Source organism: Paraburkholderia sp. J8-2, from assembly GCF_905220195.1.
Taxonomy (GTDB): domain Bacteria; phylum Pseudomonadota; class Gammaproteobacteria; order Burkholderiales; family Burkholderiaceae; genus Paraburkholderia.
Genome location: NZ_CAJMZA010000046.1, coordinates 21,363 through 47,957 on the forward strand (window position 1 = coordinate 21,363; position 26,595 = coordinate 47,957).

A 26,595-nucleotide genomic window follows, 5' to 3' on the forward strand; every position below is an offset into this window, starting at 1 on the left:
TCACTCCTTAGGCGCCGAGCTGGCGAACCATGAAGACCGTCTTCAGCGGCAGCTTGGCTGCAGCCAGACGGAAGGCTTCACGGGCCAGTTCTTCGGACACACCATCCATTTCATACAGCATCTTGCCCGGCTGAATCTCGGCGACGTAGTACTCAGGGTTACCCTTACCGTTACCCATACGCACTTCCGCCGGCTTTTGCGAGATCGGCTTGTCCGGGAAGATACGGATCCAGATGCGGCCGCCACGCTTGATGTGACGCGTCATTGCACGACGCGCTGCTTCAATCTGACGCGCGGTCAGGCGACCACGACCGATAGCCTTCAGACCGTATTCACCGAACGAAACCGCGTTGCCGCGCGTTGCGATACCGGTGTTACGACCCTTCTGCTCTTTGCGATACTTCCTGCGTTTCGGTTGCAGCATCGTTATTCTCCACTCTTGCCGTCACCGCCGGCGCCACGGCGCGGTGCGCCACGACGGGCACCCGGTGCACCTTCGCCATCACGGCGCGGACGACGATCGCCCGGGCGCGCGTTGCGGCGCGGACGCTTTTCTTCGGCGACTTCTTCCACCACCGGTGCGTCGTTGCGGCCGAGCGTGTCGCCCTTGTAGACCCAAACCTTCACGCCGATGATGCCGTACGTCGTCTTCGCTTCCGAGGTTGCGTAGTCGATGTCAGCACGCAGCGTGTGAAGCGGCACTCGACCTTCGCGGTACCACTCGGTACGTGCGATTTCGATACCGTTCAGACGGCCGGCGCTCATGATCTTGATGCCCTGGGCACCCAGACGCATTGCGTTCTGCATCGCGCGCTTCATTGCGCGACGGAACATGATGCGGCGCTCGAGCTGCTGCGTGATCGAATCGGCGATCAGTTGAGCATCGGTTTCCGGCTTGCGGATTTCTTCGATGTTCACGTGAACCGGAACGCCCATGCGCTTCTGGAGTTCGGCCTTGAGGAGTTCGATGTCCTCGCCCTTCTTGCCGATCACCACACCCGGGCGCGAGCTGTAAATCGTGATGCGAGCGTTCTTTGCCGGACGCTCGATCACAACACGGCCCACCGAAGCGTTCTTCAGCTTCTTCTTCAGGTATTCACGAACACCGATGTCTTCCTTCAACATCGCCGCGAAATTGTTGTTGTTCGCGTACCAACGCGAAGCCCAATTGCGGCTGACGGCCAAACGGAAGCCAGTCGGATGAATTTTCTGTCCCATCGTATGGCTCCTTAATTCCCGACCGTCACAGTGATGTGACAGGATTGCTTCTCGATGCGGTTGCCGCGGCCCTTGGCGCGCGCGGTGAAACGCTTCAGCGAAGCTGCCTTGTCGACGTAGATGCTCTTGATCTTGAGCTCGTCGATGTCAGCACCTTCGTTGTGTTCCGCGTTTGCGATCGCCGAGAGCACAACCTTTTTCACGATGCCAGCCGCTTTCTTCGGCGAGAACGTCAGAACGTTCAGTGCCTTGTCGACCGGCAGACCGCGGATCTGGTCAGCCACAAGGCGCGTCTTCTGCGCCGAGATGCGGGCACCGCGATGAATTGCCTTCACTTCCATCTTGATTGCCCCTTATTTCTTGGCCTTCTTGTCGGCTGCGTGACCCTTGAACGTACGGGTCAGTGCGAACTCGCCAAGCTTGTGGCCGACCATGTTTTCCGTGACATACACCGGAACGTGTTGACGGCCGTTATGAACGGCGATCGTCAGGCCGATGAAGTCCGGCAGGATCGTCGAACGACGCGACCAGGTCTTGATCGGTTTCTTGTCGCGCGTAGCTGCAGCCGCCTCAACCTTCTTCAGCAAATGGGCGTCGCAGAACGGACCTTTCTTAATAGAACGTGCCATTGCCTACTCCTTAACGCTTGTGACGGCGCTGGACGATCATGCTCGTCGTGCGCTTGTTGCTGCGGGTGCGATAGCCCTTCGTCGGCGTGCCCCACGGGCTCACCGGGTCGCGACCAGCCGCAGTCTTGCCTTCGCCACCACCGTGCGGGTGGTCGACCGGGTTCATTGCAACGCCACGGACCGTCGGGCGGATACCGCGCCAGCGGTTCGCGCCAGCCTTACCGATTTGACGGAGGCTGTGCTCTTCGTTGCCGACTTCACCGATCGTTGCGCGGCACTCAACGTGCACGCGACGGATTTCACCCGAACGCAGACGAACCTGCGCGTAGATGCCTTCACGTGCCAGCAGCATTGCCGACGTACCAGCCGAACGCGCGATCTGCGCGCCCTTGCCCGGCAGCATTTCGATGCAGTGGATCGTCGTACCGACCGGAATGTTGCGGATCGGCAGTGCATTGCCTGCCTTGATCGGCGCTTCCGAACCCGACATCAGCTGCGCACCAACCGCCACGCCCTTCGGCGCGATGATGTAGCGGCGCTCGCCGTCTGCGTACAGAACCAGCGCGATGTTCGCGCTACGGTTCGGGTCGTACTCGAGACGCTCGACCTTCGCTGCGATACCGTCCTTGTTGCGACGGAAATCGATCACGCGGTAGTGCTGCTTGTGACCACCACCCTGGTGACGCGTCGTGATACGACCGTTGTTGTTACGACCGGCCTTCGAGGACTTCTTTTCGAGCAGCGCTGCGAACGGCGCACCCTTATGGAGGTCCTTGTTGACGATCTTGACCATCGCGCGGCGACCCGGCGAGGTCGGCTTAACTTTCACGATTGCCATGATTACTTGGCCTCCGCTTCAAAGTTGATTTCCTGGCCGGGCTTCAGGCAGACATACGCCTTCTTCACGTCCTTGCGCTTGCCGTTGAAGCGGCCAAAGCGCTTGGCTTTACCCTTCTGGACCAGCACGTTGACGGACTCGACTTCCACCTTGAACAGCAGCTCGACAGCAGCCTTGACTTCCTGCTTGTTCGCGTCCGGCGCGACTTCGAAGACGACTTGTTCGTTCTTCTCCGCAACCAGCGTCGCCTTTTCGGAGATCACCGGTGCGAGCAGGACCTGCATCAAACGATGATCGTTCTTGCGAATCTCGCTCATGACAGCAACTCCTCGATCTGGGCGACCGCTGCCTTCGTGATCAGGATCTTCTTGAAGTAGATCAGCGAGAGCGGGTCGGCAAAGCGCGGCTCAACGACTGCCACGTGGGGCAGGTTGCGCGACGCCAGGAACAGGTTCTCGTCGACCGTGTCGGTGATGACCAGCACGGATTCGAGACCCATGGCCTTGAATTTTTCGGCCAGCAGCTTCGTCTTCGGCGCTTCGAGCGAGAGCTCTTCCACGACCGAGATGCGGCCTTCGCGGGCCAGCTGCGAGAAGATCGAGCAGAGACCTGCGCGATGCATCTTCTTGTTGACCTTGTGCGAGAAGTTTTCTTCCGGCGAATTCGGGAAGATGCGACCACCGCCACGCCACAGCGGGCTCGACGACATACCGGCGCGAGCGCGGCCCGTACCCTTCTGACGCCACGGCTTCTTGGTGGTGTGCTTGACCTGTTCGCGGTCCTTCTGCGCGCGGTTACCGCTGCGCGCGTTCGCCTGATAGGCAACAACGATCTGGTGGATCAGCGCTTCGTTGTAGTCACGACCGAACACGACGTCCGATGCGTTGACTGCTGCGCCTTCCTGACCATTAGCGTTCAGGAGCTTCAGTTCCATTATTGCGCTCCTTTCTTGGCGCGGGCCTTGACAGCCGGCGTCACGAAAACCTTGCCGCCCTTTGCACCCGGGACAGCACCCTTCACGAGCAGCAGCTTGCGCTCTGCGTCGATACGGGCGATTTCGAGGTTTTGCACCGTCACGGTTTCGTCACCCATGTGACCGGTCATGCGCTTACCCGGGAAAACACGACCCGGATCCTGCGCCATACCGATCGAGCCCGGCACATTGTGCGAGCGCGAGTTACCGTGCGAAGCACGACCCGAAGCGAAGTTGTAACGCTTGATGGTACCGGCGTAGCCCTTACCGATCGAGGTGCCTTGCACGTCGATCTTCTGGCCTTCTTCGAAGAGTTCCACACCGATCACAGCGCCAGCGGACAGTTCGGCGGCCTTAGCGGCGTCGATCTGGAATTCCTTGAGGATTTCACCGGCTTGAACGCCAGCTTTGGCGAGATGACCTGCGAGCGGCTTCGTCACGCGCGATGCGCGGCGAGTGCCGAAAGCAACCTGCACGGCCGTGTAGCCGTCGGTTTCAACAGTCTTGATCTGCGTCACGCGGTTGTCGGACACGTCCAGCACGGTCACGGGAATCGAATCCCCGTCAGCCGTGAAGATACGCGTCATGCCAACCTTGCGACCTACGAGTCCAAGGCTCATCGTTTTCTCCATTCCCGACTGCGATTGGTCGGGGCTAATTTACAAAGTACCGGCGCGTTTTCGAGGTAAAGGCTCGAAAGGGACACACCGATTTTTTGCGCAAACGCGCGAAAAGACGTCAAGTATAACGTCCCTCCTCGTTTTCCGCAAGCAATCAAAGACTTAGCGCCGCCAGAGAATCTGACAGCGCTGGAGACTCTTACTGCAGCTTGATTTCGACGTCCACGCCAGCCGGGAGGTCCAGCTTCATCAGCGCGTCAACGGTCTTGTCCGTCGGGTCGACGATGTCCATCAGGCGCAGGTGGGTGCGGATTTCGAGCTGGTCGCGCGACGTCTTGTTGACGTGCGGCGAACGCAGAATGTCGAAACGCTGGATACGCGTCGGCAGCGGCACCGGACCGCGGACGATGGCACCCGTGCGCTTCGCCGTATCGACGATTTCAGCGGCCGACTGGTCGATCAGACGGTAGTCGAAAGCCTTCAGACGGATACGGATTTTTTGGTTCTGCATGACAATTCCTTGAAAAGAGCGAGGCGGACTTGCGCCGCCAGACGATATAAAGAGCGCAGGACCACCCCGCGGCAAGGCGCCGCAAGGTGGTCCCAGGGTACATCAACTTCTACAGCAAGCCGAGTATTCTACTCGATTTACTCGATGATCTTTGCAACCACGCCGGCGCCGACGGTACGGCCACCTTCGCGGATTGCGAAGCGCAGACCTTCTTCCATCGCGATCGGAGCGATCAGCTTCACCGTGATCGACACGTTGTCGCCCGGCATGACCATTTCCTTGTCCTTCGGCAGCTCGATCGAGCCCGTCACGTCCGTCGTACGGAAGTAGAACTGCGGACGGTAGTTGTTGAAGAACGGCGTGTGACGGCCGCCTTCGTCCTTGCTCAGCACGTACACTTCAGCCGTGAAGTGCGTGTGCGGCGTGATCGAACCCGGCTTGGCCAGAACCTGGCCACGCTCCACGTCTTCACGCTTCGTGCCGCGCAGCAGGATACCCACGTTGTCGCCTGCCTGACCCTGGTCGAGCAGCTTGCGGAACATTTCCACGCCCGTGCAGGTCGTCTTCACCGTCGGCTTGATACCGACGATTTCGATTTCCTCGCCGACCTTCACGATGCCGCGCTCAACGCGACCCGTCACCACCGTGCCGCGACCCGAGATCGAGAACACGTCTTCCACCGGCATCAGGAACGCGCCGTCAACTGCACGCTCCGGCGTCGGGATGTACGTGTCCAGTGCGTCGGCCAGGTTCATGATCGCCACTTCACCCAGTTCGCCCTTGTCGCCTTCCAGCGCCAGCTTGGCCGAACCCTTGATGATCGGCGTGTCGTCGCCCGGGAAGTCGTACTTCGACAGGAGCTCGCGCACTTCCATTTCGACCAGCTCGAGCAGCTCGGCGTCGTCGACCATGTCGCACTTGTTCAGGAACACGATGATGTAAGGCACGCCAACCTGACGGGCGAGCAGGATGTGCTCACGCGTTTGCGGCATCGGGCCGTCAGCGGCCGAGCACACCAGGATTGCGCCGTCCATCTGTGCCGCGCCCGTGATCATGTTCTTCACGTAGTCAGCGTGGCCCGGGCAGTCGACGTGTGCGTAGTGGCGGTTAGCCGTTTCGTACTCGACGTGCGCGGTGTTGATGGTAATACCACGTGCCTTTTCTTCCGGCGCCGCGTCGATCTGGTCGTACGCCTTCGCTTCGCCGCCGAACTTCGCGGTCAGAACCGTCGTGATCGCTGCCGTCAGCGTGGTCTTGCCGTGGTCAACGTGACCGATCGTGCCCACGTTCACGTGCGGCTTGGTCCGTTCGAATTTACCTTTTGCCATGTTTCTCTTCTTTCAAAAAAGTGGTGAATCGGTGACTGAGCGATGCGGACCGGACTCACGCCCGATCCGCTTATGCGCCGATGCTTACTTCGCCTTCGCGCTGATGATCGCGTCGGCCACGTTACGCGGTGCTTCTGCGTAGTGCTTGAATTCCATCGTGTACGTTGCACGACCTTGCGTCAGCGAGCGCAGCGACGTCGAGTAGCCGAACATTTCCGACAGCGGCACTTCGGCGCGAACGATCTTGCCGCCGCCAACCATGTCTTCCATGCCCTGGACGATACCGCGACGGCCCGACAGGTCGCCCATCACGTTGCCCATGTAGTCTTCCGGCGTTTCGACTTCAACAGCCATCATCGGCTCGAGGATGACCGGCTGCGCCTTGCGCATGGCTTCCTTGAACGCCATCGAACCGGCCATGCGGAACGCATTTTCGTTCGAGTCAACGTCGTGGTACGAACCGAACGTCAGGTGAACCTTGACGTCGACGACCGGGAAGCCCGCCAGCACGCCTGCCTTCAGCGTGTCCTGGATACCCTTGTCCACCGCCGGGATGTATTCGCGCGGAATCACACCGCCCTTGATCTCGTCGAGGAACTCGTAGCCCTTGCCCTGTTCGTTCGGCTCGAGCGTGATGACCGCGTGACCGTACTGGCCGCGACCACCCGACTGCTTGACGAACTTGCCGTCCACGTCCTTCGCCGTTGCGCGGATCGTTTCACGGTAGGCAACCTGCGGCTTGCCGACGGTCGCTTCCACGCCGAATTCGCGCTTCATGCGGTCGACCAGAATTTCGAGGTGGAGCTCGCCCATACCCGAAATGATGGTCTGGCCCGATTCCTCGTCCGTCTGGACGCGGAACGACGGGTCTTCCTGCGCCAGGCGGTTCAGGGCGATGCCCATCTTTTCCTGGTCAGGCTTCGTCTTCGGCTCGACGGCCTGCGAAATCACCGGCTCCGGGAACACCATGCGTTCCAGGATGATCGGGTTCTGCGGGTCGCACAGCGTGTCACCCGTGGTCGCTTCCTTCAGGCCGACAGCAGCAGCGATGTCGCCGGCACGAACTTCCTTGATTTCTTCGCGGTTGTTCGCGTGCATCTGCAGAATACGGCCGAGGCGTTCCTTCTTGCCCTTGGTCGAGTTCAGCACGGTGTCGCCCGAGTTGACGATGCCCGAGTACGCGCGGAAGAAGATCAGCTGACCGACGAACGGGTCGGTCATGATCTTGAACGCGAGTGCTGCGAACTTCTCGTCGTCAGCTGCGCGGCGCTCTGCCACTTCGCCGTTTTCGAGTTCGCCCTTGACCGGGGGAATATCCACCGGCGACGGCAGGAAGTCGATCACGGCGTCGAGCATGCGCTGCACGCCCTTGTTCTTGAACGCGGTGCCGCACAGCATCGGCTGGATTTCGCACGCGATCGTACGGTCGCGCAGTGCCTTGACGACTTCCGCTTCCGTGAGCTCTTCGCCGCCGAGGTACTTCTCCATCAGCTCTTCGCTGGCTTCAGCCGCCGACTCGATCATCTTCTCGCGCCACTCGTTGCACGTGTCAACGAGTTCAGCCGGGATGTCGACGTAGTCGAACTTCGTGCCTTGCGAGGCCTCGTCCCAAATGATCGCCTTCATCTTGATCAGGTCGACCACGCCAGTGAACGTGTCTTCCGCGCCGATCGGCACCACGACCGGAACCGGATTCGCCTTCAGACGCGTTTTCAGCTGGTCGTAGACCTTGAAGAAGTTCGCGCCGGTACGGTCCATCTTGTTGACGAACGCGAGACGGGGAACCTTGTACTTGTTCGCCTGACGCCACACCGTTTCCGACTGCGGCTGCACACCGCCCACTGCGCAGTAGACCATGCACGCGCCGTCGAGCACGCGCATCGAGCGCTCGACTTCAATCGTGAAGTCAACGTGGCCCGGGGTGTCGATGATGTTGATGCGGTGCTCGGGGTAGTTGCCGCCCATGCCCTTCCAGAACGCGGTCGTAGCAGCGGACGTGATCGTGATACCACGCTCCTGTTCCTGCTCCATCCAGTCCATGGTTGCGGCGCCGTCGTGAACTTCACCAATCTTGTGGTTCACGCCGGTGTAAAACAGAATGCGCTCGGTCGTCGTCGTCTTGCCGGCGTCGATGTGAGCGCTAATACCGATGTTACGGTAGCGCTCGATAGGAGTCTTGCGAGCCACTTTGATCCTCTATCGGGAGGTGCGCGCCGGGTCATCCCGACCGGGTTGATCCCAACGCGCCTGAACACAAACGGGCGAGGCGCTTGATAAGCGCACCCGCCCGGAATTTTTTCCGTTTTTCGAGCAAACCCCGGTAGGGGCTTTCTCTTAGAAGCGGAAGTGCGAGAACGCCTTGTTCGCTTCTGCCATCCGGTGAACTTCGTCGCGCTTCTTCATCGCGCCGCCACGGCCTTCGGCCGCTTCGGTGAGTTCACCTGCCAGACGCAGAGCCATCGACTTCTCGCTGCGCTTCTTCGCGGCTTCACGCAGCCAACGCATCGCCAATGCCATACGACGCGAGGGGCGCACTTCGACCGGAACCTGATAGTTCGCACCACCAACGCGGCGGCTCTTCACTTCCACCACCGGCTTCACGTTGTTGAGTGCGACAGTGAACACTTCCAGCGGGTCCTTGCCACCCTTGGTCTGGATCTGTTCGAAAGCGCCGTACACGATACGCTCGGCAACCGACTTCTTGCCGGAGAGCATCAGCACGTTCATGAACTTGGCTACATCAACGTTGCCGAACTTCGGATCCGGCAATATTTCCCGCTTGGGGACTTCGCGACGACGCGGCATGTTTCTTCCTTTAACTTTTCAGTTGAAGCGCGGGTGAATCCCTTGCGCTCCGCGGCCACCAACTAACCCGATTCATCCATTACGACTTACCAGCCTGGTCGGGTGACCACTTACTCGACAGCACCGGCCAATCCGGCACCTGTCGCTTTTATCGCCTGCACTCTCGCGAGCGCGACGACACCTGACTCTTACTTCGCAGCCTTGGCGCGCTTTGCGCCGTACTTCGAACGAGCCTGCTTACGATCCTTGACGCCCTGGGTATCCAGCGAGCCACGAACCATGTGGTAACGCACACCCGGCAAGTCCTTCACACGGCCGCCGCGGATCAGCACGACCGAGTGTTCCTGCAGGTTGTGGCCTTCACCACCGATGTACGAAATGACTTCGAAGCCGTTCGTCAGGCGCACCTTGGCGACCTTACGGAGTGCCGAGTTCGGCTTCTTCGGCGTCGTCGTGTACACACGGGTGCACACGCCGCGACGCTGAGGGCAGTCCTGCAGGGCCGGCGACTTGCTCTTCGAAGCTTCCGAAGCGCGGCCTTTGCGAACCAGTTGATTGATGGTTGGCATTGTTTATTCCTGAAATTGAACAAAATCGACGCATTTATTTCCGGGCAAAGCGGAAACGCACGCGTATCGAACTCCGGAATTGGGTATTCGATGTTAGTTTTCGTCAAATCAATCGACGAGCACGCACATCCCAAAGACCGGAACCCAGCATGATATTCCGAAAATACCAAGCGAGTCAACGGCTTGCGACATTTCGGACGACGGAAGAAGTGACAGCGGCGTGACAATCCGGCGGCGCCCGGAATACCCGGAGGAAACGCCGCGCCTTATTCGTCGCCGACGACCTCGACGAGCTCCTCACCGAAGCGCTCGAGTTTTCGCGCGCCGATACCCGGAATGTCCCGCAAATCGTCCACCGACTCCGGCCCGTTGCGCGCGATTTCCGCCAACGTGGCGTCGTGGAAGATGACGTAGGCCGGCACGCCTTCGCTCTTGGCGGTTTCGGTACGCCACAGGCGCAGGCGCTCCCAGCGCGAGCGCTGGCGCGGGCTCATGCCAAGGGTCGGATCGGCGCGCTCGCTCGTGCGGCTCGACGACGTGCGCGTACGCGTGGGCTTCACGTAGCGGCGCATCGTGACGTTCTGCTCGCCCTTGAGGACCGGCTTGCTCGCCTCGGTGAGCACGAGCGAACCATAGCCGTCGTGGTCGACGGTGAGATAACCGAACGCCACCAGTTGCCGGAAGATTGCGCGCCACTCCGGCTCCGAAAGCGCCGAGCCGATGCCGAAGGTGGAGATTTTCTCGTGCCCGCGCTGCAGGATCTTCTCGTTGCGGTTGCCGCGCAGGATGTCGATCAGATGGCCGGCGCCGAAGTTGAAGCCGCTCGCGCGCTGCGCGCGGAACACGCAAGAGAGCGCCATTTGCGCTTCACGCGTCGCATCCCAGGTGGCGGGCGGCTCGAGGCACGTGTCGCAGTTGCCACACGGTTTGCTCTCCTCGCCGAAGTACGCGAGCAGCCGTACGCGTCGGCACGAGGCCGTTTCGCACAAGCCGAGCAGCGCGTCGAGCTTGCCCGTCTGCACACGCTTGTGCTGCTCGTCGGCTTCGGACTCGTCGATCATCTTGCGCTGCTGTACCACGTCGCCGAGGCCATAAGCCATCCACGCATTGGCCGCCAGCCCGTCGCGCCCCGCGCGGCCGGTTTCCTGGTAGTAGCCTTCCACACTCTTCGGCAAATCGAGATGCGCGACGAAACGCACGTCCGGCTTGTCGATGCCCATACCGAATGCGATGGTGGCGCACATCACCACGCCCTCCTCGCGCTGGAACAGCTCCTGGTGCTTCTGGCGCACCTCGAATTCCATGCCCGCGTGATACGGCAGCGCACGCAGCCCCTGCCCTTTCAACCACTCTGCAGTTTCTTCGACCTTACGGCGCGAGAGGCAATACACGACGCCCGCATCCGTGGTGCCGTCGGCGCGCGTGTGCTCCGCGCGGATGAAGTCGAGCAGCTGCGAGCGCGCGTTGTCCTTTTCAGCGATCCGGTAACGGATGTTCGGCCGGTCGAAGCTCGAGACGAACACGCGTGCGTCGTCGAGCGCGAGCCGGTGCGCAATTTCGTCGCGCGTGATGGCGTCGGCCGTCGCCGTGAGCGCAATGCGCGGCACGTTCGGAAAGCGTTCGTGCAGCACCGAGAGCTGGATGTATTCGGGCCGGAAGTCGTGGCCCCATTGCGAGACGCAATGCGCTTCGTCGATCGCAAAGAGCCCGATGCGCGTGCGCTCGAGCAAGTCGAGAAAGCGCGGCGTCATGAGGCGCTCGGGTGCGACGTAAAGCAGGTCGAGATCGCCTTCGCGCAACGCCCGCTCGGTCGCCGCGGCTTCGGCGCCGCTGAGCGTGGAATTGAGATAAGCGGCGCGCACGCCCACTTCCGTGAGCGCGGCCACCTGGTCCTGCATGAGCGCGATGAGCGGCGACACCACGATGCCGGCCCCTAGTCCGGCTTCGTGTCGCACAAGCGCCGGAATCTGGTAGCAGAGTGATTTGCCGCCGCCGGTAGGCATGAGCACCAGCGAATCGCCGCCCCCTGCAACGTGCTCGACGATTTCGGCTTGCTGCCCTCTAAACGCGGGATAGCCGAAGACTTCGTTGAGGATTTCGAGGGAGCGGGACATGAAGGGCACGGGATTCTGAAGCGGTCGGCGCATTCTACCAACCGCGGCGCTCCTCAAACCGCACTTCAAGCAACGTTAGCCGAAAGGTCGAGGCGCTGTACCGGATTCGAAGGCCGTTACCCAGCGGGAAACAAGAGCCCCTGAGGGCTGCGCGCGCATGCCGCGAGCGCAGACAACCAGGGTGAAACGGAGATAGTCAGGCGGCTTGACGCCCGCGCGCGATGCGCACTGCACCGACGATCGTCACAACGGCCACGATCGCGGCCACGATCGCGAATACGCTGGCCCCGAAGAGCACGAAGTTCGCGCCGACGAACATCAACGAGCCGACCGTGAGCAGCGCGGCGCCGCCCTTGGCCCGGCGCGCCAGCAACATGATGAAGCCGATAATCAGGAACGCCCACATCACGAGGAAGGTCGCGAAGAAGTTCGCCGCAGATTGATTGCTGACGTGATGCAGTAGCTGCGAAAAGCTGGCGACACACGCCACCAGATTCAGGATGAGACCGACCCCGACCACCCACATGATTACCGCCTCCAGATTCAGAAAAATGCCGCCAGCGTCGTACGAAAAGACCCACACAGGCGGACTTGGCGCGCTACGTTAGCACGCCTGACCGATGTGCGCAGCGAGCGGGCCGGCACTGCGGCACGAGGCCGCAGGCGCGAGCGGGCAAACGCCAGCGCCAATAAAAAAAGCCGCCCGGTGAATACCGGGCGGCTTTTGCGAGGGCACGTCAGCCCGAGGCACAAGGCGGCTTGCACCGCCCCAGGCTTACTCGTCCGTCGTATGCGGCTGTTGCGGCTGCTCGGCGGCCGGGGTTTCCGGCGTACCGAACTCGAACGCTTCTTCCGCTGCGATCTGGTCGAAACGCTCGCGATCCGACGATTCCTTCGCACGGCGCGCCTTGTGGAAGGCGAGACCCGTACCGGCCGGAATCAGACGACCGACGATCACGTTTTCCTTCAGGCCACGCAGATCGTCGCGCTTGCCCATGATCGCCGCTTCGGTCAGCACGCGCGTCGTTTCCTGGAACGATGCCGCCGAGATGAACGAGTCGGTCGAGAGCGATGCCTTCGTAATACCGAGCAGCACGTTCTCGTACGTTGCCGGGCGCTTGTCCTCGGCGTTCATCTTGTCGTTTTCGTCCAGCATGTCCGAACGCTCGACCTGCTCGCCCGGAATGAAGCGCGTATCACCGTTGTCGGTGATCTGCACACGACGCAGCATCTGACGCACGATCACTTCGATGTGTTTGTCGTTGATCTTCACGCCCTGCAGACGGTACACGTCCTGCACTTCGTCCACGATGTAACGCGACAGCGCTTCGATACCCTGCAGACGCAGGATGTCGTGCGGATCGGCCGGGCCGTCCACGATCATTTCGCCCTTGTTGACGACCTGACCGTCGTGGACCAGCACCTGCTTTTCCTTCGCGATCAGGAACTCGTGCTGATTGCCTTCGAGGTCCGTGATAACGAGACGCTGCTTGCCCTTCGTGTCCTTACCAAACGACGTCGTACCCGTGACTTCCGCCAGGATACCTGCGTCCTTCGGCGAACGTGCTTCGAACAGTTCCGCCACACGCGGCAGACCACCGGTAATGTCACGCGTCTTCTGCGCTTCGGTCGGGATACGTGCGAGCACTTCACCGACCTGCACTTGCTGACCGTCCTTCACGGTGATCAGTGCGCCGACCTGGAAGCCGATCTGCACCGAGTGCTCCGTGCCCGGGATCTTCACTTCGTCGCCGTTCGCGTCGAGCAGCTTGACCTGCGGACGCACGCTCTTCGCAGCCTGCGAACCGCGGCGCTTCACGTCGATCACGACGAGGGTCGACAGACCCGTGACGTCGTCGATCTGCTTGGCCACGGTCACGCCTTCTTCGACGTTCTCGAACTTCACCGTACCGCCGTACTCGGTGATGATCGGGCGCGTGAGCGGATCCCACGTTGCGAGCTGCGTGCCGGCCTTGATCGCGGCGCCATCGAGCTGCAGCAGCGTCGCGCCGTACGGCACCTTGTGACGCTCGCGCTCGCGGCCGTGATCGTCAGCGATGATGGCTTCGCCCGAACGCGAGATGACAACCTGCTCGCCCTTCGCATTCGTGACGTAACGCATCGTCGCCGTGAAGCGCACGGTACCGTTCGACTTGGCTTCCACCGACGAGGCCACTGCCGCACGCGATGCCGCACCACCGATGTGGAACGTACGCATCGTGAGCTGCGTGCCCGGTTCGCCGATCGACTGTGCTGCGATCACGCCGACTGCTTCGCCGACGTTCACACGCGAACCACGACCCAGGTCGCGGCCGTAGCACGATGCGCACAGGCCGTAACGCGTTTCGCAGGTCAGCGGCGTGCGCACGCGCACTTCGTCGATGCCGAGGCTTTCGATCGTTTCGACTGCGTCTTCGTCGAGCAGGTCGCCCGAAGCGTAGATCGTTTCCTGGGTTTCAGGATTGACGACGTCCGCCACCGCCACGCGGCCGAGAATACGGTCGCGCAGCGCTTCGACGACTTCACCGCCTTCCACGAGGGCCTTCATCGCCACGCCATTCGACGTGCCGCAATCTTCCTCGACGACCACGAGATCCTGCGTGACGTCGACGAGACGACGCGTCAGGTAACCCGAGTTCGCGGTCTTCAGTGCCGTATCAGCCAGACCCTTACGTGCACCGTGGGTCGAGATGAAGTACTGCAACACGTTCAGACCTTCGCGGAAGTTCGCGGTAATCGGCGTTTCGATAATCGAGCCGTCCGGCTTCGCCATCAGACCGCGCATACCCGCCAGCTGACGGATCTGGACCGCGGAACCCCGCGCGCCCGAGTCGGCCATCATGTAGATCGAGTTGAACGATTCCTGACGCGTTTCCTTGCCGTCGCGGTCGATGACCGGTTCCGTCGCGAGCTGCTCCATCATCGCCTTGCCGACCGCTTCCGACGTTGCCGACCAGATGTCGACCACGTTGTTGTAGCGTTCTTGCGCGGTGACGAGACCCGACATGTACTGACGGTCGTACTCCTTCACCTTCTTCGCGGCGTCGCCGACGATGGTTTCCTTCTGCGGCGGCACGAGCATGTCGTCCACGCAGATCGAAATACCGGCGCGCGTTGCAAGGCGGAAGCCCGACTGCATCAGCTGGTCGGCGAAGATCACCGTTTCACGCAGACCGCACTTGCGGAACGCGGTGTTGATCAGACGCGAGATTTCCTTCTTCTTCAGCGGCTTGTTCAGCACCGTGAACGGCAGGCCCGGCGGCAGGATTTCCGAGAGGATCGCGCGGCCGACCGTGGTCGCGTACAGCGTGATCTTCGGCACGAATGCCGGTGCGCCTTCCGACTTGTCCTCGTTATGGACCATTTCGGTAATACGCACGTTCACGCGCGAGGCCAGCTCGACTTCCTTGTTCTCGTAGGCGCGCAGTGCTTCCGACACGCCCGTGAACGTCATGCCTTCGCCCTTGCCGTTGATCGCTTCACGCGTGGCGTAGTACAGGCCGAGCACGATATCCTGCGACGGCACGATCGACGGATCGCCGTTGGCCGGGAACAGGACGTTGTTCGACGCGAGCATGAGCGTACGCGCTTCCATCTGCGCTTCGAGCGACAGCGGAACGTGCACAGCCATCTGGTCACCGTCGAAGTCGGCGTTGAACGCCGCGCAAACGAGCGGGTGCAGCTGGATTGCCTTACCTTCGATCAGCACCGGCTCGAAAGCCTGAATGCCAAGACGGTGCAGCGTCGGCGCACGGTTGAGCATGACCGGATGCTCGCGGATCACCTCTTCGAGGATGTCCCACACCACCGGCGTCTGGTTCTCGACTTCCTTCTTCGCAGCCTTGATGGTCGTGGCAACGCCCATCGTTTCCAGCTTGTTGAAGATGAACGGCTTGAAGAGTTCGAGCGCCATCAGCTTCGGCAGACCGCACTGGTGCAGCTTGAGCGTCGGACCCACCACGATGACCGAACGGCCCGAGTAGTCCACGCGCTTGCCCAGCAGGTTCTGACGGAAGCGGCCGCCCTTACCCTTGATCATGTCGGCGAGCGACTTCAGCGGACGCTTGTTCGCGCCCGTCATCGCCTTGCCGCGACGGCCGTTGTCGAGCAGCGAGTCAACCGCTTCCTGGAGCATCCGCTTTTCGTTGCGGACGATGATCTCCGGCGCCTTCAGCTCGAGCAGACGCTTCAGACGGTTGTTACGGTTGATGACGCGGCGATACAGGTCGTTCAGGTCCGAGGTCGCGAAGCGGCCACCGTCCAGCGGCACGAGCGGACGCAGTTCGGGCGGCAGCACCGGCAGCACTTCGAGCACCATCCATTCGGGCTTGATGCCCGAACGCTGGAAGGCCTCGAGCACCTTCAGGCGCTTCGCGTACTTCTTGATCTTCGCTTCCGAGCCGGTGTTCTTAAGCTCCGTGCGCAGCGTCTCGACCTGTTCGTCGATGTTGATCGCACGCAGCAGCTCGCGCACGCCTTCCGCGCCCATTTCAGCGCGGAATTCGTCACCGTACTCTTCGACCTTGTTGTAGTAATCCTCTTCGGTCATGATCTGCCGCGCCTTCAGCGGCGTCATGCCCGGTTCGATCACCACGTACGCTTCGAAGTACAGCACGCGCTCGATGTCGCGCAGCGTCATGTCGAGCACCATGCCCAGACGCGACGGCAGCGACTTCAGGAACCAGATGTGAGCGACCGGCGAGGCCAGCTCGATGTGGCCCATGCGTTCGCGACGCACCTTGGCGAGCGTGACTTCCACGCCGCACTTCTCGCAGATCACGCCACGATGCTTCAGGCGCTTGTACTTGCCGCAAAGGCATTCGTAGTCCTTGATCGGACCAAAAATCTTCGCGCAAAACAGACCATCCCGCTCCGGCTTGAACGTGCGGTAGTTGATGGTCTCCGGCTTCTTCACTTCGCCGAACGACCACGAACGGATCTTGTCCGGCGAGGCCAGACCGATCTTGATCGCGTCAAAAACTTCTTCTTGTTGGACTTGCTTGAATAGATCGAGCAGAGCTTTCATTGCCTTCTCTCCGTAGTCCGATTAGTTGCGGTCGAGGTCGATGTCGATGCCGAGCGAGCGGATTTCCTTCACCAGCACATTGAAGGATTCCGGCATGCCCGCGTCGATCACGTGGTCGCCCTTGACGAGGTTTTCGTACACCTTCGTCCGGCCCGTCACGTCATCGGACTTCACCGTCAACATTTCCTGCAGCACATACGAAGCGCCATACGCTTCGAGCGCCCACACTTCCATTTCACCGAAGCGCTGACCACCGAATTGCGCCTTACCACCCAGCGGCTGCTGCGTCACGAGCGAGTACGGACCCGTCGAACGCGCGTGCATCTTGTCGTCGACAAGGTGGTGCAGCTTCAGGTAGTGCATGTAGCCCACGGTGACCGTACGCTCGAACATCTCGCCCGTGCGGCCGTCGTACAGACGCACCTGGTTCTTCGACGGCGTCATGCCGAGGTTCGTCGCGATGTCGTCCGGGAACGCCAGGTCGAGCATCTTCGACATTTCCTCTTCGGTCGCACCGTCGAACACCGGCGTTGCGAACGGCACGCCTTCGCGCAGGTTCTTCGCGAGTTCGAGGATCTCGTCGTCGCTGAAGCTGTCGAGGTCTTCCTTGTGGCCCGATTCGTTGTAGATCTTCGTGAGGAACTCACGCATCTCCGCAACCTTCGTCTGACGCGCGAGCATTTCGCCAATACGCCAGCCCAGACCCTTCGCGGCCCAACCGAGGTGCACTTCGAGAACCTGACCCACGTTCATCCGTGACGGCACGCCGAGCGGGTTCAGCACGACGTCTGCCGGACGGCCATCAGCCATGTACGGCATGTCTTCGATCGGAACGATCTTCGACACCACACCCTTGTTACCGTGACGGCCTGCCATCTTGTCGCCAGGCTGCAGACGACGCTTCACCGCGAGGTACACCTTGACCATCTTCAGCACGCCCGGCGGCAGTTCGTCGCCTTGCGTGAGCTTCTTGCGCTTTTCTTCGAAAGCCAGATCGAACTGGTGACGCTTCTCTTCGATCGAGTTCTTGATCGCTTCGAGCTGCGCCGCTGCTTCTTCGTCCGCGAGACGGATGTCGAACCAGTGGTAGTGATCCAGGTCTTCGAGGTACGCGCGCTCGATCTTCGTGCCCTTCGCGAGCTTCTTCGGACCGCCGTTCGCGACCTTGCCTTCGAGCATACGTGCGAGACGCTGGAACGCGTCGCCTTCCACGATACGCAGCTGGTCGTTCAGGTCGAGGCGATAGCGCTTCAGTTCATCGTCGATGATCTGTTGTGCACGCTTGTCGCGCTGGATGCCTTCACGCGTGAACACCTGCACGTCGATGACCGTGCCGCTCATGCCCGAGGGCACACGCAGCGACGTGTCCTTCACGTCCGAAGCCTTCTCGCCGAAGATCGCGCGCAGCAGCTTTTCTTCCGGCGTGAGCTGGGTTTCGCCCTTCGGCGTGACCTTGCCCACGAGCACGTCGCCCGCTTCGACTTCCGCGCCGATGTACACGATGCCCGACTCGTCGAGACGGCCAAGCTGCACTTCCGCGAGGTTCGAAATGTCGCGCGTGATTTCTTCCGGTCCGAGCTTCGTGTCGCGTGCAACGACATTCAGTTCTTCGATGTGGATCGACGTGTAACGGTCGTCCGCAACCACCTTCTCCGAGATCAGGATCGAGTCTTCGAAGTTGTAGCCGTTCCACGGCATGAACGCGATCAGCATGTTCTGGCCGAGCGCGAGCTCGCCCAGATCGGTCGATGCGCCGTCAGCCAGCACGTCGCCGCGCGCAACCTTGTCGCCCATCTTCACGATCGGACGCTGGTTGATGTTCGTGTTCTGGTTCGAACGCGTGTACTTGATCAGGTTGTAGATATCGACACCAACCTCACCCGCCACCGCTTCGTCGTCGTTCACACGAATCACGATACGGCCTGCGTCGACGTAGTCCACCACGCCGCCACGCAGCGCCTGAACCGTCGTGCCCGAGTCGACCGCAACCGTGCGCTCGATACCCGTACCGACGACCGGCTTTTCCGGACGCAGGCAAGGCACGGCCTGACGCTGCATGTTCGAACCCATCAGTGCACGGTTCGCGTCGTCGTGCTCGAGGAACGGAATCAGCGAAGCAGCAACCGAGACGATCTGCGACGGCGCCACGTCCATGTACTGGATGCGGTCCGGCGTGACCATCAGCGTTTCGCCCGCTTCACGCGACGAGACGAGTTCGTCGGTCAGCGTGCCGTCTTCGGCCACTGCCGCGTTCGCCTGAGCGATCACGTAACGGCCTTCTTCGATCGCCGACAGGTAGTCGATCTGGTCGGTCACCTTGCTGTCCACGACCTTGCGATACGGCGTTTCGAGGAAGCCGTATTCGTTCAGGTGCGCGTACAGTGCGAGCGAGTTGATCAGACCAATGTTCGGACCTTCCGGCGTCTCAATCGGACACACGCGGCCATAGTGGGTCGGGTGCACGTCGCGGACTTCGAAGCCTGCGCGCTCACGCGTCAGACCGCCCGGGCCCAGTGCGGAAACACGACGCTTGTGCGTGATTTCCGAGAGCGGGTTGGTCTGGTCCATGAACTGCGACAGCTGCGACGAACCGAAGAACTCGCGAATCGCCGACGAAATCGGCTTCGAGTTGATCAGGTCGTGCGGCATCAGGTTTTCGCTTTCGGCCTGGCCGAGGCGTTCCTTCACTGCACGTTCGACGCGCACGAGACCCGCGCGGAACTGGTTTTCCGCGAGTTCGCCCACGCAACGCACGCGACGGTTGCCCAAGTGGTCGATGTCGTCCACTTCGCCCTTGCCGTTGCGCAGCTCGACGAGGATCTTGATGGTCGCGAGGATGTCGTCGTCCTGCAGCGTCATCGGGCCGACGATTTCGTCACGGCCCACGCGGCGGTTGAACTTCATACGACCCACCTTCGAGAGGTCGTACGCTTCTTCGCTGTAGAACAGGCGGTTGAACAGCGCCTCGACTGCTTCTTCGGTCGGCGGCTCGCCCGGACGCATCATGCGGTAGATCGCGATGCGCGCGGCCATCTTGTCGGCGGTTTCGTCGATACGCAGCGTCGACGAGATGTACGGACCCTGGTCCAGATCGTTCGTGTAGAGCGTCTGGATGTCCTTGATCTTCGCTTCGCGCAGCTTCTCGAGCACGCTTTCCGTGATCTCGTCGTTTGCGTTCGCGATCACTTCGCCCGTGTCGCCGTCGACGACGTTCTTCGCGAGAACGCGGCCGAGCAGATAATCTTCGGGGACCGAAATGTAGGTGGTCTTCGCGTTTTCGAGGTCGCGGATGTGCTTCGCGTTGATCCGCTTGTCCTTCTGGACGATGACCTTGCCTTCGCGATCGCTGATGTCGAAGCGCGCGACTTCACCGCGCAGACGCTCCGGCACGAACTCCATCTGCGCGCCTTCCGGCATCAGCGTGAAGTTGTCGAACACGAAGAAGTTCGCGAGGATCTGTTCCGGCGTGAGGCCGATAGCCTTCAGCAGGATCGTGACCGGCATCTTGCGGCGACGGTCCACACGGAAGTACAGCACGTCCTTCGGGTCGAACTCGAAATCGAGCCACGAACCGCGGTAAGGAATGATACGGGCCGAGAAAAGCAGTTTGCCCGAGCTGTGCGTCTTGCCCTTGTCGTGTTCGAAGAACACGCCAGGCGAGCGGTGCAGCTGCGAGACGATGACACGCTCGGTGCCGTTGATAACGAACGAACCGGTCGGCGTCATGAGCGGAATTTCGCCCATGTACACTTCCTGTTCCTTCACTTCCTTCACGACCGGCTTGCTCGGCGATTCCTTGTCGAGCAGGACGAGACGGACCTTGGCGCGCAGCGCCGAGCAGTACGTCAAACCGCGTTGCTGGCATTCCTTGATGTTGAATGCCGGCGACGACAGCATGTAGCTGACGAACTCTAGACGAGCAAAGCCGTTATGGGAAACAATAGGAAAAACGGACGAAAACGCTGCCTGCAGACCTTCCGGTTTGCGTTGTGCGGTCGCCGTTTCTGCTTGCAGGAAAGTGCTGAATGATTCAAGCTGGGTAGCCAGCAGGAAAGGAACCTGGTGAACGATGGGGCGTTTCGCGAAACTCTTGCGAATACGCTTCTTCTCGGTGAAGGAATAGTGCATACGATCTCCGAATCACGGCGGGTAGGACGACCCGAGTGTTCACCGACTGAGACCCGATGGCTTCGCGAGCCCTGGAAGCTTGGTGGTTGGCCTCTACCAACCGCTGGCTGACGGCAACGGATTTCGGCTTGTCATAACTTGCCCGCTGCCCGACCAAACTTGCCTTCTGCAGTCGCTTCAGAAGACAAAGAGAAGCGTCGTGCGCCCAGATGGTGCCCTTGAGGCTTTCACCCGGCGAAAGACGTTTTTCTTTGGCTTCTAGGTCCCGCATTCCGCCTCCGACTTCAAAAAAATCGAACACAAAAATGCAGAACCCACAAAGCACAAAAAGGCCGGCGGTGTAAAAACCGCCAGCCTTCGCACAGCGCGCTGAAACTTACTTGATTTCAGCCTTCGCGCCGGCTTCTTCCAGCTTCTTCTTCGCTTCTTCAGCAGCAGCCTTGGGCACCGCTTCCTTCACGGGCTTCGGTGCACCGTCGACCAGGTCCTTCGCTTCCTTCAGGCCGAGACCCGTCAGTTCACGAACGGCCTTAATGACCGAAACCTTGTTCGCGCCTGCTTCAAGCAGGTTGACCGTGAATTCGGTCTGCTCTTCAGCAGCAGCAGCAGCGCCGCCGCCTGCCGGGCCAGCGACTGCCACAGCAGCTGCCGACACGCCAAACTTCTCTTCGAATGCCTTGACCAGTTCGTTCAGTTCGAGAACCGACATCGAGCCAACGGCTTCGAGGATGTCTTCTTTTGCGATTGCCATTTGAAATTACTCCAGATTTGAATTCGGAAACAGCTAGCGATCTTCGCTCGCTCTTGCTCGTTCGTCTGCCTGAAATCAGGCAGCTTCTGCTTGCTTCTTCTCCGCCAGCGCGGCCAGAGCACGCGCGAAGCCGGAAACAGGAGCTTGCATAACGAACAGCAGTTTCGAGAGCAGTTCTTCGCGGCTCGGGATGTTGGCCAGCGCTTGCACGCCTGCCACGTCCATCACCTTGCCTTCGTAGGAACCAGCCTTGATGACCAACTTGTCATTGCCCTTCGCGAAGTCATTGACGACCTTCGCAGCAGCAATTGCATCTTCCGAGATGCCGTAGATCAGGGGGCCAGTCATCTGCTCTGCCAGCGGAGCAAACGGGGTACCTTCGACAGCGCGACGCGCCAGCGTGTTCTTCAACACGCGCAGGTACACCTGCTGCTCACGCGCTTTCGCGCGCAGCTTGGTCAGATCGCCAACCGCGATTCCACGATACTCGGCCAGCACCATGGTCTGAGCCTTCGCGACTTGCGCGGAGACTTCAGCCACGACGGCCTGCTTACCTTCTTTGTTCAGTGGCACGGTTAACCTCCAGATTCGACACACTTTGCTTTCGCTACATGTGCCGCGTTCAACAACGGCGACCGACCAGTCCGGAGTAAATCAGTTTGCATCTTCAGGCGTTGCCGCCCGCATCCGCTCACATCAGCACTTCAAAACCTTTTCGGGTTCGCCATCTGCGTTGGCTTTGCATTAAGGAAGCACCCAACTGCTGCACTTCCGCCAACGGTCTTTGACAACCGGTTGCACCGCGCAAACTGCCGCTGCACAACCGCCCAAAGCCCTTTAAATCCGCGCTGCTGTTCTTTCAAACCTCAGCGCGGCGAAACTATTACGCTGCGAGCGACGTTTGGTCGACGCGAACGCCAACGCCCATCGTGCTCGAGACAGCGATCTTGCGCAGGTACACGCCCTTGCTCGTTGCCGGCTTCGCCTTGGTCAGCGCGTCGAGGAGCGCGTCCAGGTTGCTGCGCAGCGCGGTCGGCTCGAACGATGCACGGCCGATGGTCGCGTGGATGATACCGGCCTTGTCGACACGGAATTGCACCTGACCAGCCTTCGCGTTCTTGACCGCGGTCGCCACGTCCGGCGTCACGGTGCCGACCTTCGGGTTCGGCATGAGGCCGCGCGGGCCGAGGATCTGACCGAGCGTACCGACAACGCGCATCGTGTCCGGCGAAGCGATCACGATGTCGAAGTTCAGGTTGCCGCCCTTGATCTGCTCGGCGAGGTCTTCCATACCGACGATCTCAGCGCCTGCTGCCTTGGCTTGCTCAGCCTTTTCACCTTGCGCGAACACTGCAACGCGGACCGACTTGCCGGTACCTGCGGGCAGAACGACCGAACCACGAACGACCTGGTCCGACTTCTTCGCATCGATGCCGAGCTGCACTGCAACGTCGATCGACTCGTCGAACTTCGCCGTGGCGCATTCCTTCACGAGCGACAGTGCGTCGCCGATCGGGTATTGCTTCTGGCGGTCGATCTTGGCAGCCAGTGCCTTTTGACGCTTCGAAACCTTAGCCATTTACACGCCCTCCACGACAATGCCCATCGAGCGGGCGCTACCAGCGATCGTGCGGACCGCTGCGTCCATATCGGCTGCCGTGAGGTCCGGCATCTTGGTCTTGGCGATTTCCTCGGCTTGCGCGCGGGTAATCGTAGCGACCTTGTCGGTGTGCGGCTTGGCCGAACCCTTGTCGACCTTCGCTGCCTTCTTGATCAGAACCGTAGCCGGCGGCGTCTTCAGGATGAACGTGAAGCTCTTGTCCGCGAATGCCGTGATCACGACCGGAACCGGCAGACCCGGTTCCATGGCTTGAGTCTGCGCGTTGAACGCCTTGCAGAACTCCATGATGTTCAGGCCGCGCTGACCCAGTGCCGGGCCGACCGGCGGCGACGGATTGGCTTTACCTGCAGGAATCTGCAGCTTGATAAAGCCGATGATTTTCTTTGCCATGTTGAAAACCTCTTTGGAACGCGTGAGCGTTCTGGTGAGTGGTAGCGCGCGCTCGCCACAATCTTCGCTGTGCCAACTGCTTTGGCGACATCTACAGCCGACTGGACTACTGGCGCTCCTCTACGGCCATAACGCGGACCGTAAGCGCGGAAAAACGGACCGCACCAGAGGCGCGATCCGTAGTATTCGATTTACAGCTTTTCGACCTGGCCGAATTCGAGTTCGACCGGTGTGGCGCGACCGAAAATGGTGACGGAGACCCGGACGCGCGACTTTTCGTAGTTGACTTCTTCGACGCTGCCGTTGAAGTCCGTGAACGGACCTTCCTTCACGCGGACCATCTCGCCGACTTCGAACAGGGTCTTGGGGCGTGGCTTCTCAACGCCTTCCTGCATCTGCGACATGATCTTTTCGACTTCGCGCGGCGAAATCGGGCTCGGGCGATTACGCGCCCCGCCGACAAAACCGGTCACCTTTGCCGTGTTCTTCACGAGGTGCCACGTTTCGTCCGTCATTTCCATCTCAACCAGGACATAGCCCGGGAAGAAACGACGTTCGGTCACTGATTTGTGACCACCCTTCACCTCGACCACCTCTTCAGTCGGAACGAGGATCTGGCCAAACTTGTCTTGCATGCCAGCACGTTCGATGCGCTCCTGAAGCGCACGTTGCACGCTCTTCTCCATGCCGGAGTAGGCGTGCACCACATACCAACGTTTTCCGCTCGGGGATGCCGGTGTATCGCTCATATCATTTCCAACCCAGAATCGCCGAGAAAATCACCCACTCGATGGACTTGTCGCAAACCCACAGAATGATGGCCATTGCCAGCACAAAACCGAAGACCACCAGGGTCGTTTGCGTGGCCTCTTTGCGAGTCGGCCAGACGACCTTGCGAACTTCCTTGTACGAGTCTTTGGCAAACGCGATGAAGCTCTTGCCGGGCGCCGAGAGAAGACCGACTACCACCCCCGCGATCACGCCCACTGCGAGCGCTGCACCGCGGACATACCACTCCTGGCTACCGAGCCAGTAGAACCCTACGAACCCGGCCACAACCAACAATACGCCCACTGCAAGCATCAGCTTGTCGCTGGAAGTATTAACAGTTTCGACGGAAGGATTCGCCATAACACCTTAAAGAACAACGCGCCGAAGCGCGAGAAGTTGGCAGGGGCAGAGGGAATCGAACCCCCAACCTTCGGTTTTGGAGACCGACGCTCTGCCAGTTGAGCTATACCCCTAAACCATTTTGGGGTTGGCGGCATCGCCAACCCCGAAACCACTTAGTCGATCAACGAGACTGGCAAAAACTTACTCGATGATCTTTGCAACCACGCCGGCGCCGACGGTACGGCCACCTTCGCGGATTGCGAAGCGCAGACCTTCTTCCATCGCGATCGGAGCGATCAGCTTCACCGTGATCGACACGTTGTCGCCCGGCATGACCATTTCCTTGTCCTTCGGCAGCTCGATCGAGCCCGTCACGTCCGTCGTACGGAAGTAGAACTGCGGACGGTAGTTGTTGAAGAACGGCGTGTGACGGCCGCCTTCGTCCTTGCTCAGCACGTACACTTCAGCCGTGAAGTGCGTGTGCGGCGTGATCGAACCCGGCTTGGCCAGAACCTGGCCACGCTCCACGTCTTCACGCTTCGTGCCGCGCAGCAGGATACCCACGTTGTCGCCTGCCTGACCCTGGTCGAGCAGCTTGCGGAACATTTCCACGCCCGTGCAGGTCGTCTTCACCGTCGGCTTGATACCGACGATTTCGATTTCCTCGCCGACCTTCACGATGCCGCGCTCAACGCGACCCGTCACCACCGTGCCGCGACCCGAGATCGAGAACACGTCTTCCACCGGCATCAGGAACGCGCCGTCAACTGCACGCTCCGGCGTCGGGATGTACGTGTCCAGTGCGTCGGCCAGGTTCATGATCGCCACTTCACCCAGTTCGCCCTTGTCGCCTTCCAGCGCCAGCTTGGCCGAACCCTTGATGATCGGCGTGTCGTCGCCCGGGAAGTCGTACTTCGACAGGAGCTCGCGCACTTCCATTTCGACCAGCTCGAGCAGCTCGGCGTCGTCGACCATGTCGCACTTGTTCAGGAACACGATGATGTAAGGCACGCCAACCTGACGGGCGAGCAGGATGTGCTCACGCGTTTGCGGCATCGGGCCGTCAGCGGCCGAGCACACCAGGATTGCGCCGTCCATCTGTGCCGCGCCCGTGATCATGTTCTTCACGTAGTCAGCGTGGCCCGGGCAGTCGACGTGTGCGTAGTGGCGGTTAGCCGTTTCGTACTCGACGTGCGCGGTGTTGATGGTAATACCACGTGCCTTTTCTTCCGGCGCCGCGTCGATCTGGTCGTACGCCTTCGCTTCGCCGCCGAACTTCGCGGTCAGAACCGTCGTGATCGCTGCCGTCAGCGTGGTCTTGCCGTGGTCAACGTGACCGATCGTGCCCACGTTCACGTGCGGCTTGGTCCGCTCAAACTTACCCTTGGCCATTTTCGACTCCTAAGAGGATTTTTCCGTACGTTGCGCGGGGCGCGCAAACAATCACTGGCTTGCTGCTGCCTGCTCGATGCGGGGCTTCTGAGGCCCGCTAGATACCGGCTGGTGCCCATGGGCAGGATCGAACTGCCGACCTCTCCCTTACCAAGGGAGTGCTCTACCACTGAGCCACATGGGCAAAAACTGCTCTAAACCGCTTTATTGCTTCGCTGGAGCGGGTGAAGGGAATCGAACCCTCGTCGTAAGCTTGGAAGGCTTCTGCTCTACCATTGAGCTACACCCGCGAGGTTCGCCGGCTTGGTACTGCTGCCGGCCCGACACTTACTACAGCTGAATTCTGGTGGAGGAGGTTGGATTCGAACCAACGTAGGCGTAAGCCAACAGATTTACAGTCTGCCCCCTTTAGCCACTCGGGCACCCCTCCGCAGAGAACTGATGATTATGGGGGAACATCCGAATCGTGTCAAGCACTTTGTTCGGCGCCGATCCCACAACGCTCTCACTTATAGGGAGAGCGAAAAAGCAAAAACCCCGGCTTTTTAGGGCCGGGGTTTCGCTTGTAG

General features: G+C 60.6%; 24 protein-coding genes and 4 tRNA genes. All 28 read right to left on the reverse strand.

Features of this window, described 5'->3' with window-relative positions:
- Positions 1–7 precede the first annotated feature (7 nt).
- The gene (gene rplP / locus U5A52_RS40405) at positions 8–424 is read right to left on the reverse strand and encodes a 50S ribosomal protein L16 (protein ID WP_042269753.1); all 417 of its coding nucleotides are present in this window, start codon (positions 422–424) and stop codon (positions 8–10) included.
- A gap of 2 nt (positions 425–426) precedes the next feature.
- Positions 427–1,218 (reverse strand): 30S ribosomal protein S3, encoded by a 792-nt coding sequence (gene rpsC / locus U5A52_RS40410; RefSeq protein ID WP_027797287.1) that lies wholly within the window; start codon positions 1,216–1,218, stop codon positions 427–429.
- Positions 1,219–1,229: 11 nt separating this feature from the next.
- A complete protein-coding gene (gene rplV, locus U5A52_RS40415) occupies positions 1,230–1,559 on the reverse strand; it encodes a 50S ribosomal protein L22 (protein ID WP_004199272.1) in 330 nt (109 codons plus the stop codon).
- Between the two features lie 12 nt (positions 1,560–1,571).
- Entirely contained in the window at positions 1,572–1,847 is a 276-nt protein-coding gene (rpsS, locus tag U5A52_RS40420) for a 30S ribosomal protein S19 (RefSeq protein WP_027797286.1), read from the reverse strand.
- Positions 1,848–1,857: 10 nt separating this feature from the next.
- Entirely contained in the window at positions 1,858–2,685 is an 828-nt protein-coding gene (rplB, locus tag U5A52_RS40425) for a 50S ribosomal protein L2 (RefSeq protein WP_321917547.1), read from the reverse strand.
- Positions 2,686–2,687: 2 nt separating this feature from the next.
- Positions 2,688–3,002 (reverse strand): 50S ribosomal protein L23, encoded by a 315-nt coding sequence (gene rplW / locus U5A52_RS40430; protein WP_028206513.1) that lies wholly within the window; start codon positions 3,000–3,002, stop codon positions 2,688–2,690.
- Complete coding sequence (gene rplD / locus U5A52_RS40435) at positions 2,999–3,619, reverse strand: 50S ribosomal protein L4 (RefSeq protein WP_028222627.1); 621 nt, start codon at positions 3,617–3,619, stop codon at positions 2,999–3,001. The genes rplW and rplD overlap by 4 nt, the downstream gene beginning before the upstream one ends.
- Positions 3,619–4,278, reverse strand: coding sequence for a 50S ribosomal protein L3 (gene rplC, locus U5A52_RS40440; RefSeq protein WP_028222628.1), 660 nt, complete (start codon positions 4,276–4,278; stop codon positions 3,619–3,621). Before rplC ends, rplD begins: the two co-directional genes overlap by 1 nt.
- 199 nt (positions 4,279–4,477) lie before the next feature.
- On the reverse strand, positions 4,478–4,789 hold the full coding sequence (gene rpsJ / locus U5A52_RS40445; protein WP_017777154.1) for a 30S ribosomal protein S10: 312 nt from the start codon (positions 4,787–4,789) through the stop codon (positions 4,478–4,480).
- Positions 4,790–4,926: 137 nt separating this feature from the next.
- A complete protein-coding gene (gene tuf / locus U5A52_RS40450; RefSeq protein WP_028371383.1) occupies positions 4,927–6,117 on the reverse strand; it encodes an elongation factor Tu in 1,191 nt (396 codons plus the stop codon).
- 84 nt (positions 6,118–6,201) lie between these two features.
- Positions 6,202–8,304 carry an elongation factor G gene (fusA, locus tag U5A52_RS40455; protein ID WP_321917543.1) on the reverse strand — a complete coding sequence of 701 codons (2,103 nt, stop codon included), beginning with the start codon at positions 8,302–8,304 and terminating at the stop codon, positions 6,202–6,204.
- 147 nt (positions 8,305–8,451) lie between these two features.
- Positions 8,452–8,922, reverse strand: coding sequence for a 30S ribosomal protein S7 (rpsG, locus tag U5A52_RS40460; protein ID WP_158758793.1), 471 nt, complete (start codon positions 8,920–8,922; stop codon positions 8,452–8,454).
- A 188-nt stretch (positions 8,923–9,110) separates the two neighbouring features.
- Positions 9,111–9,491 carry a 30S ribosomal protein S12 gene (gene rpsL, locus U5A52_RS40465; RefSeq protein ID WP_124154012.1) on the reverse strand — a complete coding sequence of 127 codons (381 nt, stop codon included), beginning with the start codon at positions 9,489–9,491 and terminating at the stop codon, positions 9,111–9,113.
- 266 nt (positions 9,492–9,757) lie between these two features.
- Positions 9,758–11,605 carry a DNA helicase RecQ gene (gene recQ, locus U5A52_RS40470; protein WP_321917539.1) on the reverse strand — a complete coding sequence of 616 codons (1,848 nt, stop codon included), beginning with the start codon at positions 11,603–11,605 and terminating at the stop codon, positions 9,758–9,760.
- A 196-nt stretch (positions 11,606–11,801) separates the two neighbouring features.
- Entirely contained in the window at positions 11,802–12,131 is a 330-nt protein-coding gene (locus U5A52_RS40475) for a hypothetical protein (protein WP_321939841.1), read from the reverse strand.
- A gap of 249 nt (positions 12,132–12,380) precedes the next feature.
- Positions 12,381–16,631 (reverse strand): DNA-directed RNA polymerase subunit beta', encoded by a 4,251-nt coding sequence (gene rpoC / locus U5A52_RS40480; RefSeq protein WP_321939843.1) that lies wholly within the window; start codon positions 16,629–16,631, stop codon positions 12,381–12,383.
- A gap of 21 nt (positions 16,632–16,652) precedes the next feature.
- Entirely contained in the window at positions 16,653–20,759 is a 4,107-nt protein-coding gene (gene rpoB, locus U5A52_RS40485) for a DNA-directed RNA polymerase subunit beta (RefSeq protein ID WP_321917533.1), read from the reverse strand.
- Between the two features lie 376 nt (positions 20,760–21,135).
- Complete coding sequence (gene rplL, locus U5A52_RS40490; RefSeq protein ID WP_027821097.1) at positions 21,136–21,510, reverse strand: 50S ribosomal protein L7/L12; 375 nt, start codon at positions 21,508–21,510, stop codon at positions 21,136–21,138.
- A gap of 75 nt (positions 21,511–21,585) precedes the next feature.
- On the reverse strand, positions 21,586–22,083 hold the full coding sequence (rplJ, locus tag U5A52_RS40495; protein WP_069269335.1) for a 50S ribosomal protein L10: 498 nt from the start codon (positions 22,081–22,083) through the stop codon (positions 21,586–21,588).
- Between the two features lie 310 nt (positions 22,084–22,393).
- Positions 22,394–23,089: a 50S ribosomal protein L1 gene (gene rplA / locus U5A52_RS40500; protein WP_042272956.1), complete on the reverse strand. Its 696-nt coding sequence runs from the start codon at positions 23,087–23,089 to the stop codon at positions 22,394–22,396.
- On the reverse strand, positions 23,090–23,521 hold the full coding sequence (rplK, locus tag U5A52_RS40505; RefSeq protein ID WP_027797945.1) for a 50S ribosomal protein L11: 432 nt from the start codon (positions 23,519–23,521) through the stop codon (positions 23,090–23,092). It lies immediately after the preceding gene.
- 191 nt (positions 23,522–23,712) lie between these two features.
- Complete coding sequence (gene nusG, locus U5A52_RS40510) at positions 23,713–24,270, reverse strand: transcription termination/antitermination protein NusG (protein WP_028208939.1); 558 nt, start codon at positions 24,268–24,270, stop codon at positions 23,713–23,715.
- 1 nt (position 24,271) lies between these two features.
- Positions 24,272–24,652 carry a preprotein translocase subunit SecE gene (gene secE / locus U5A52_RS40515; RefSeq protein WP_321917529.1) on the reverse strand — a complete coding sequence of 127 codons (381 nt, stop codon included), beginning with the start codon at positions 24,650–24,652 and terminating at the stop codon, positions 24,272–24,274.
- A gap of 37 nt (positions 24,653–24,689) precedes the next feature.
- Positions 24,690–24,765: transfer RNA gene (locus U5A52_RS40520), tRNA-Trp, on the reverse strand.
- Between the two features lie 70 nt (positions 24,766–24,835).
- Positions 24,836–26,026 (reverse strand): elongation factor Tu, encoded by a 1,191-nt coding sequence (gene tuf, locus U5A52_RS40525; RefSeq protein ID WP_028371383.1) that lies wholly within the window; start codon positions 26,024–26,026, stop codon positions 24,836–24,838.
- Positions 26,027–26,135: 109 nt separating this feature from the next.
- Positions 26,136–26,210 (reverse strand) — tRNA-Thr (locus U5A52_RS40530).
- Between the two features lie 32 nt (positions 26,211–26,242).
- A tRNA-Gly gene (locus U5A52_RS40535) sits at positions 26,243–26,316 on the reverse strand.
- 54 nt (positions 26,317–26,370) lie between these two features.
- Positions 26,371–26,456: transfer RNA gene (locus U5A52_RS40540), tRNA-Tyr, on the reverse strand.
- Between the last annotated feature and the right edge of the window lie 139 nt (positions 26,457–26,595).

Excerpts from the sequence above, each read along its gene's own strand:
- rpsC (WP_027797287.1), bottom strand. The coding sequence starts at position 1,218 with ATGGGACAGAAAATTCATCCGACTGGCTTCCGTTTGGCCGTCAGCCGC.
- U5A52_RS40475 (WP_321939841.1), bottom strand. The coding sequence starts at position 12,131 with ATGTGGGTGGTCGGGGTCGGTCTCATCCTGAATCTGGTGGCGTGTGTC.
- rplW (WP_028206513.1), bottom strand. The coding sequence starts at position 3,002 with ATGAGCGAGATTCGCAAGAACGATCATCGTTTGATGCAGGTCCTGCTC.
- rplL (WP_027821097.1), bottom strand. The coding sequence starts at position 21,510 with ATGGCAATCGCAAAAGAAGACATCCTCGAAGCCGTTGGCTCGATGTCG.
- rpoB (WP_321917533.1), bottom strand. The coding sequence starts at position 20,759 with ATGCACTATTCCTTCACCGAGAAGAAGCGTATTCGCAAGAGTTTCGCG.
- rplA (WP_042272956.1), bottom strand. The coding sequence starts at position 23,089 with ATGGCTAAGGTTTCGAAGCGTCAAAAGGCACTGGCTGCCAAGATCGAC.
- secE (WP_321917529.1), bottom strand. The coding sequence starts at position 24,652 with ATGGCGAATCCTTCCGTCGAAACTGTTAATACTTCCAGCGACAAGCTG.
- rpsS (WP_027797286.1), bottom strand. The coding sequence starts at position 1,847 with ATGGCACGTTCTATTAAGAAAGGTCCGTTCTGCGACGCCCATTTGCTG.
- recQ (WP_321917539.1), bottom strand. The coding sequence starts at position 11,605 with ATGTCCCGCTCCCTCGAAATCCTCAACGAAGTCTTCGGCTATCCCGCG.
- rplP (WP_042269753.1), bottom strand. The coding sequence starts at position 424 with ATGCTGCAACCGAAACGCAGGAAGTATCGCAAAGAGCAGAAGGGTCGT.
- rplD (WP_028222627.1), bottom strand. The coding sequence starts at position 3,619 with ATGGAACTGAAGCTCCTGAACGCTAATGGTCAGGAAGGCGCAGCAGTC.
- tuf (WP_028371383.1), bottom strand. The coding sequence starts at position 6,117 with ATGGCAAAAGGTAAATTCGAACGGACCAAGCCGCACGTGAACGTGGGC.
- rplB (WP_321917547.1), bottom strand. The coding sequence starts at position 2,685 with ATGGCAATCGTGAAAGTTAAGCCGACCTCGCCGGGTCGCCGCGCGATG.
- tuf (WP_028371383.1), bottom strand. The coding sequence starts at position 26,026 with ATGGCCAAGGGTAAGTTTGAGCGGACCAAGCCGCACGTGAACGTGGGC.
- rpsG (WP_158758793.1), bottom strand. The coding sequence starts at position 8,922 with ATGCCGCGTCGTCGCGAAGTCCCCAAGCGGGAAATATTGCCGGATCCG.
- rpsJ (WP_017777154.1), bottom strand. The coding sequence starts at position 4,789 with ATGCAGAACCAAAAAATCCGTATCCGTCTGAAGGCTTTCGACTACCGT.
- rplC (WP_028222628.1), bottom strand. The coding sequence starts at position 4,278 with ATGAGCCTTGGACTCGTAGGTCGCAAGGTTGGCATGACGCGTATCTTC.
- nusG (WP_028208939.1), bottom strand. The coding sequence starts at position 24,270 with ATGAGCGATACACCGGCATCCCCGAGCGGAAAACGTTGGTATGTGGTG.
- rplK (WP_027797945.1), bottom strand. The coding sequence starts at position 23,521 with ATGGCAAAGAAAATCATCGGCTTTATCAAGCTGCAGATTCCTGCAGGT.
- rplV (WP_004199272.1), bottom strand. The coding sequence starts at position 1,559 with ATGGAAGTGAAGGCAATTCATCGCGGTGCCCGCATCTCGGCGCAGAAG.
- rpsL (WP_124154012.1), bottom strand. The coding sequence starts at position 9,491 with ATGCCAACCATCAATCAACTGGTTCGCAAAGGCCGCGCTTCGGAAGCT.
- rpoC (WP_321939843.1), bottom strand. The coding sequence starts at position 16,631 with ATGAAAGCTCTGCTCGATCTATTCAAGCAAGTCCAACAAGAAGAAGTT.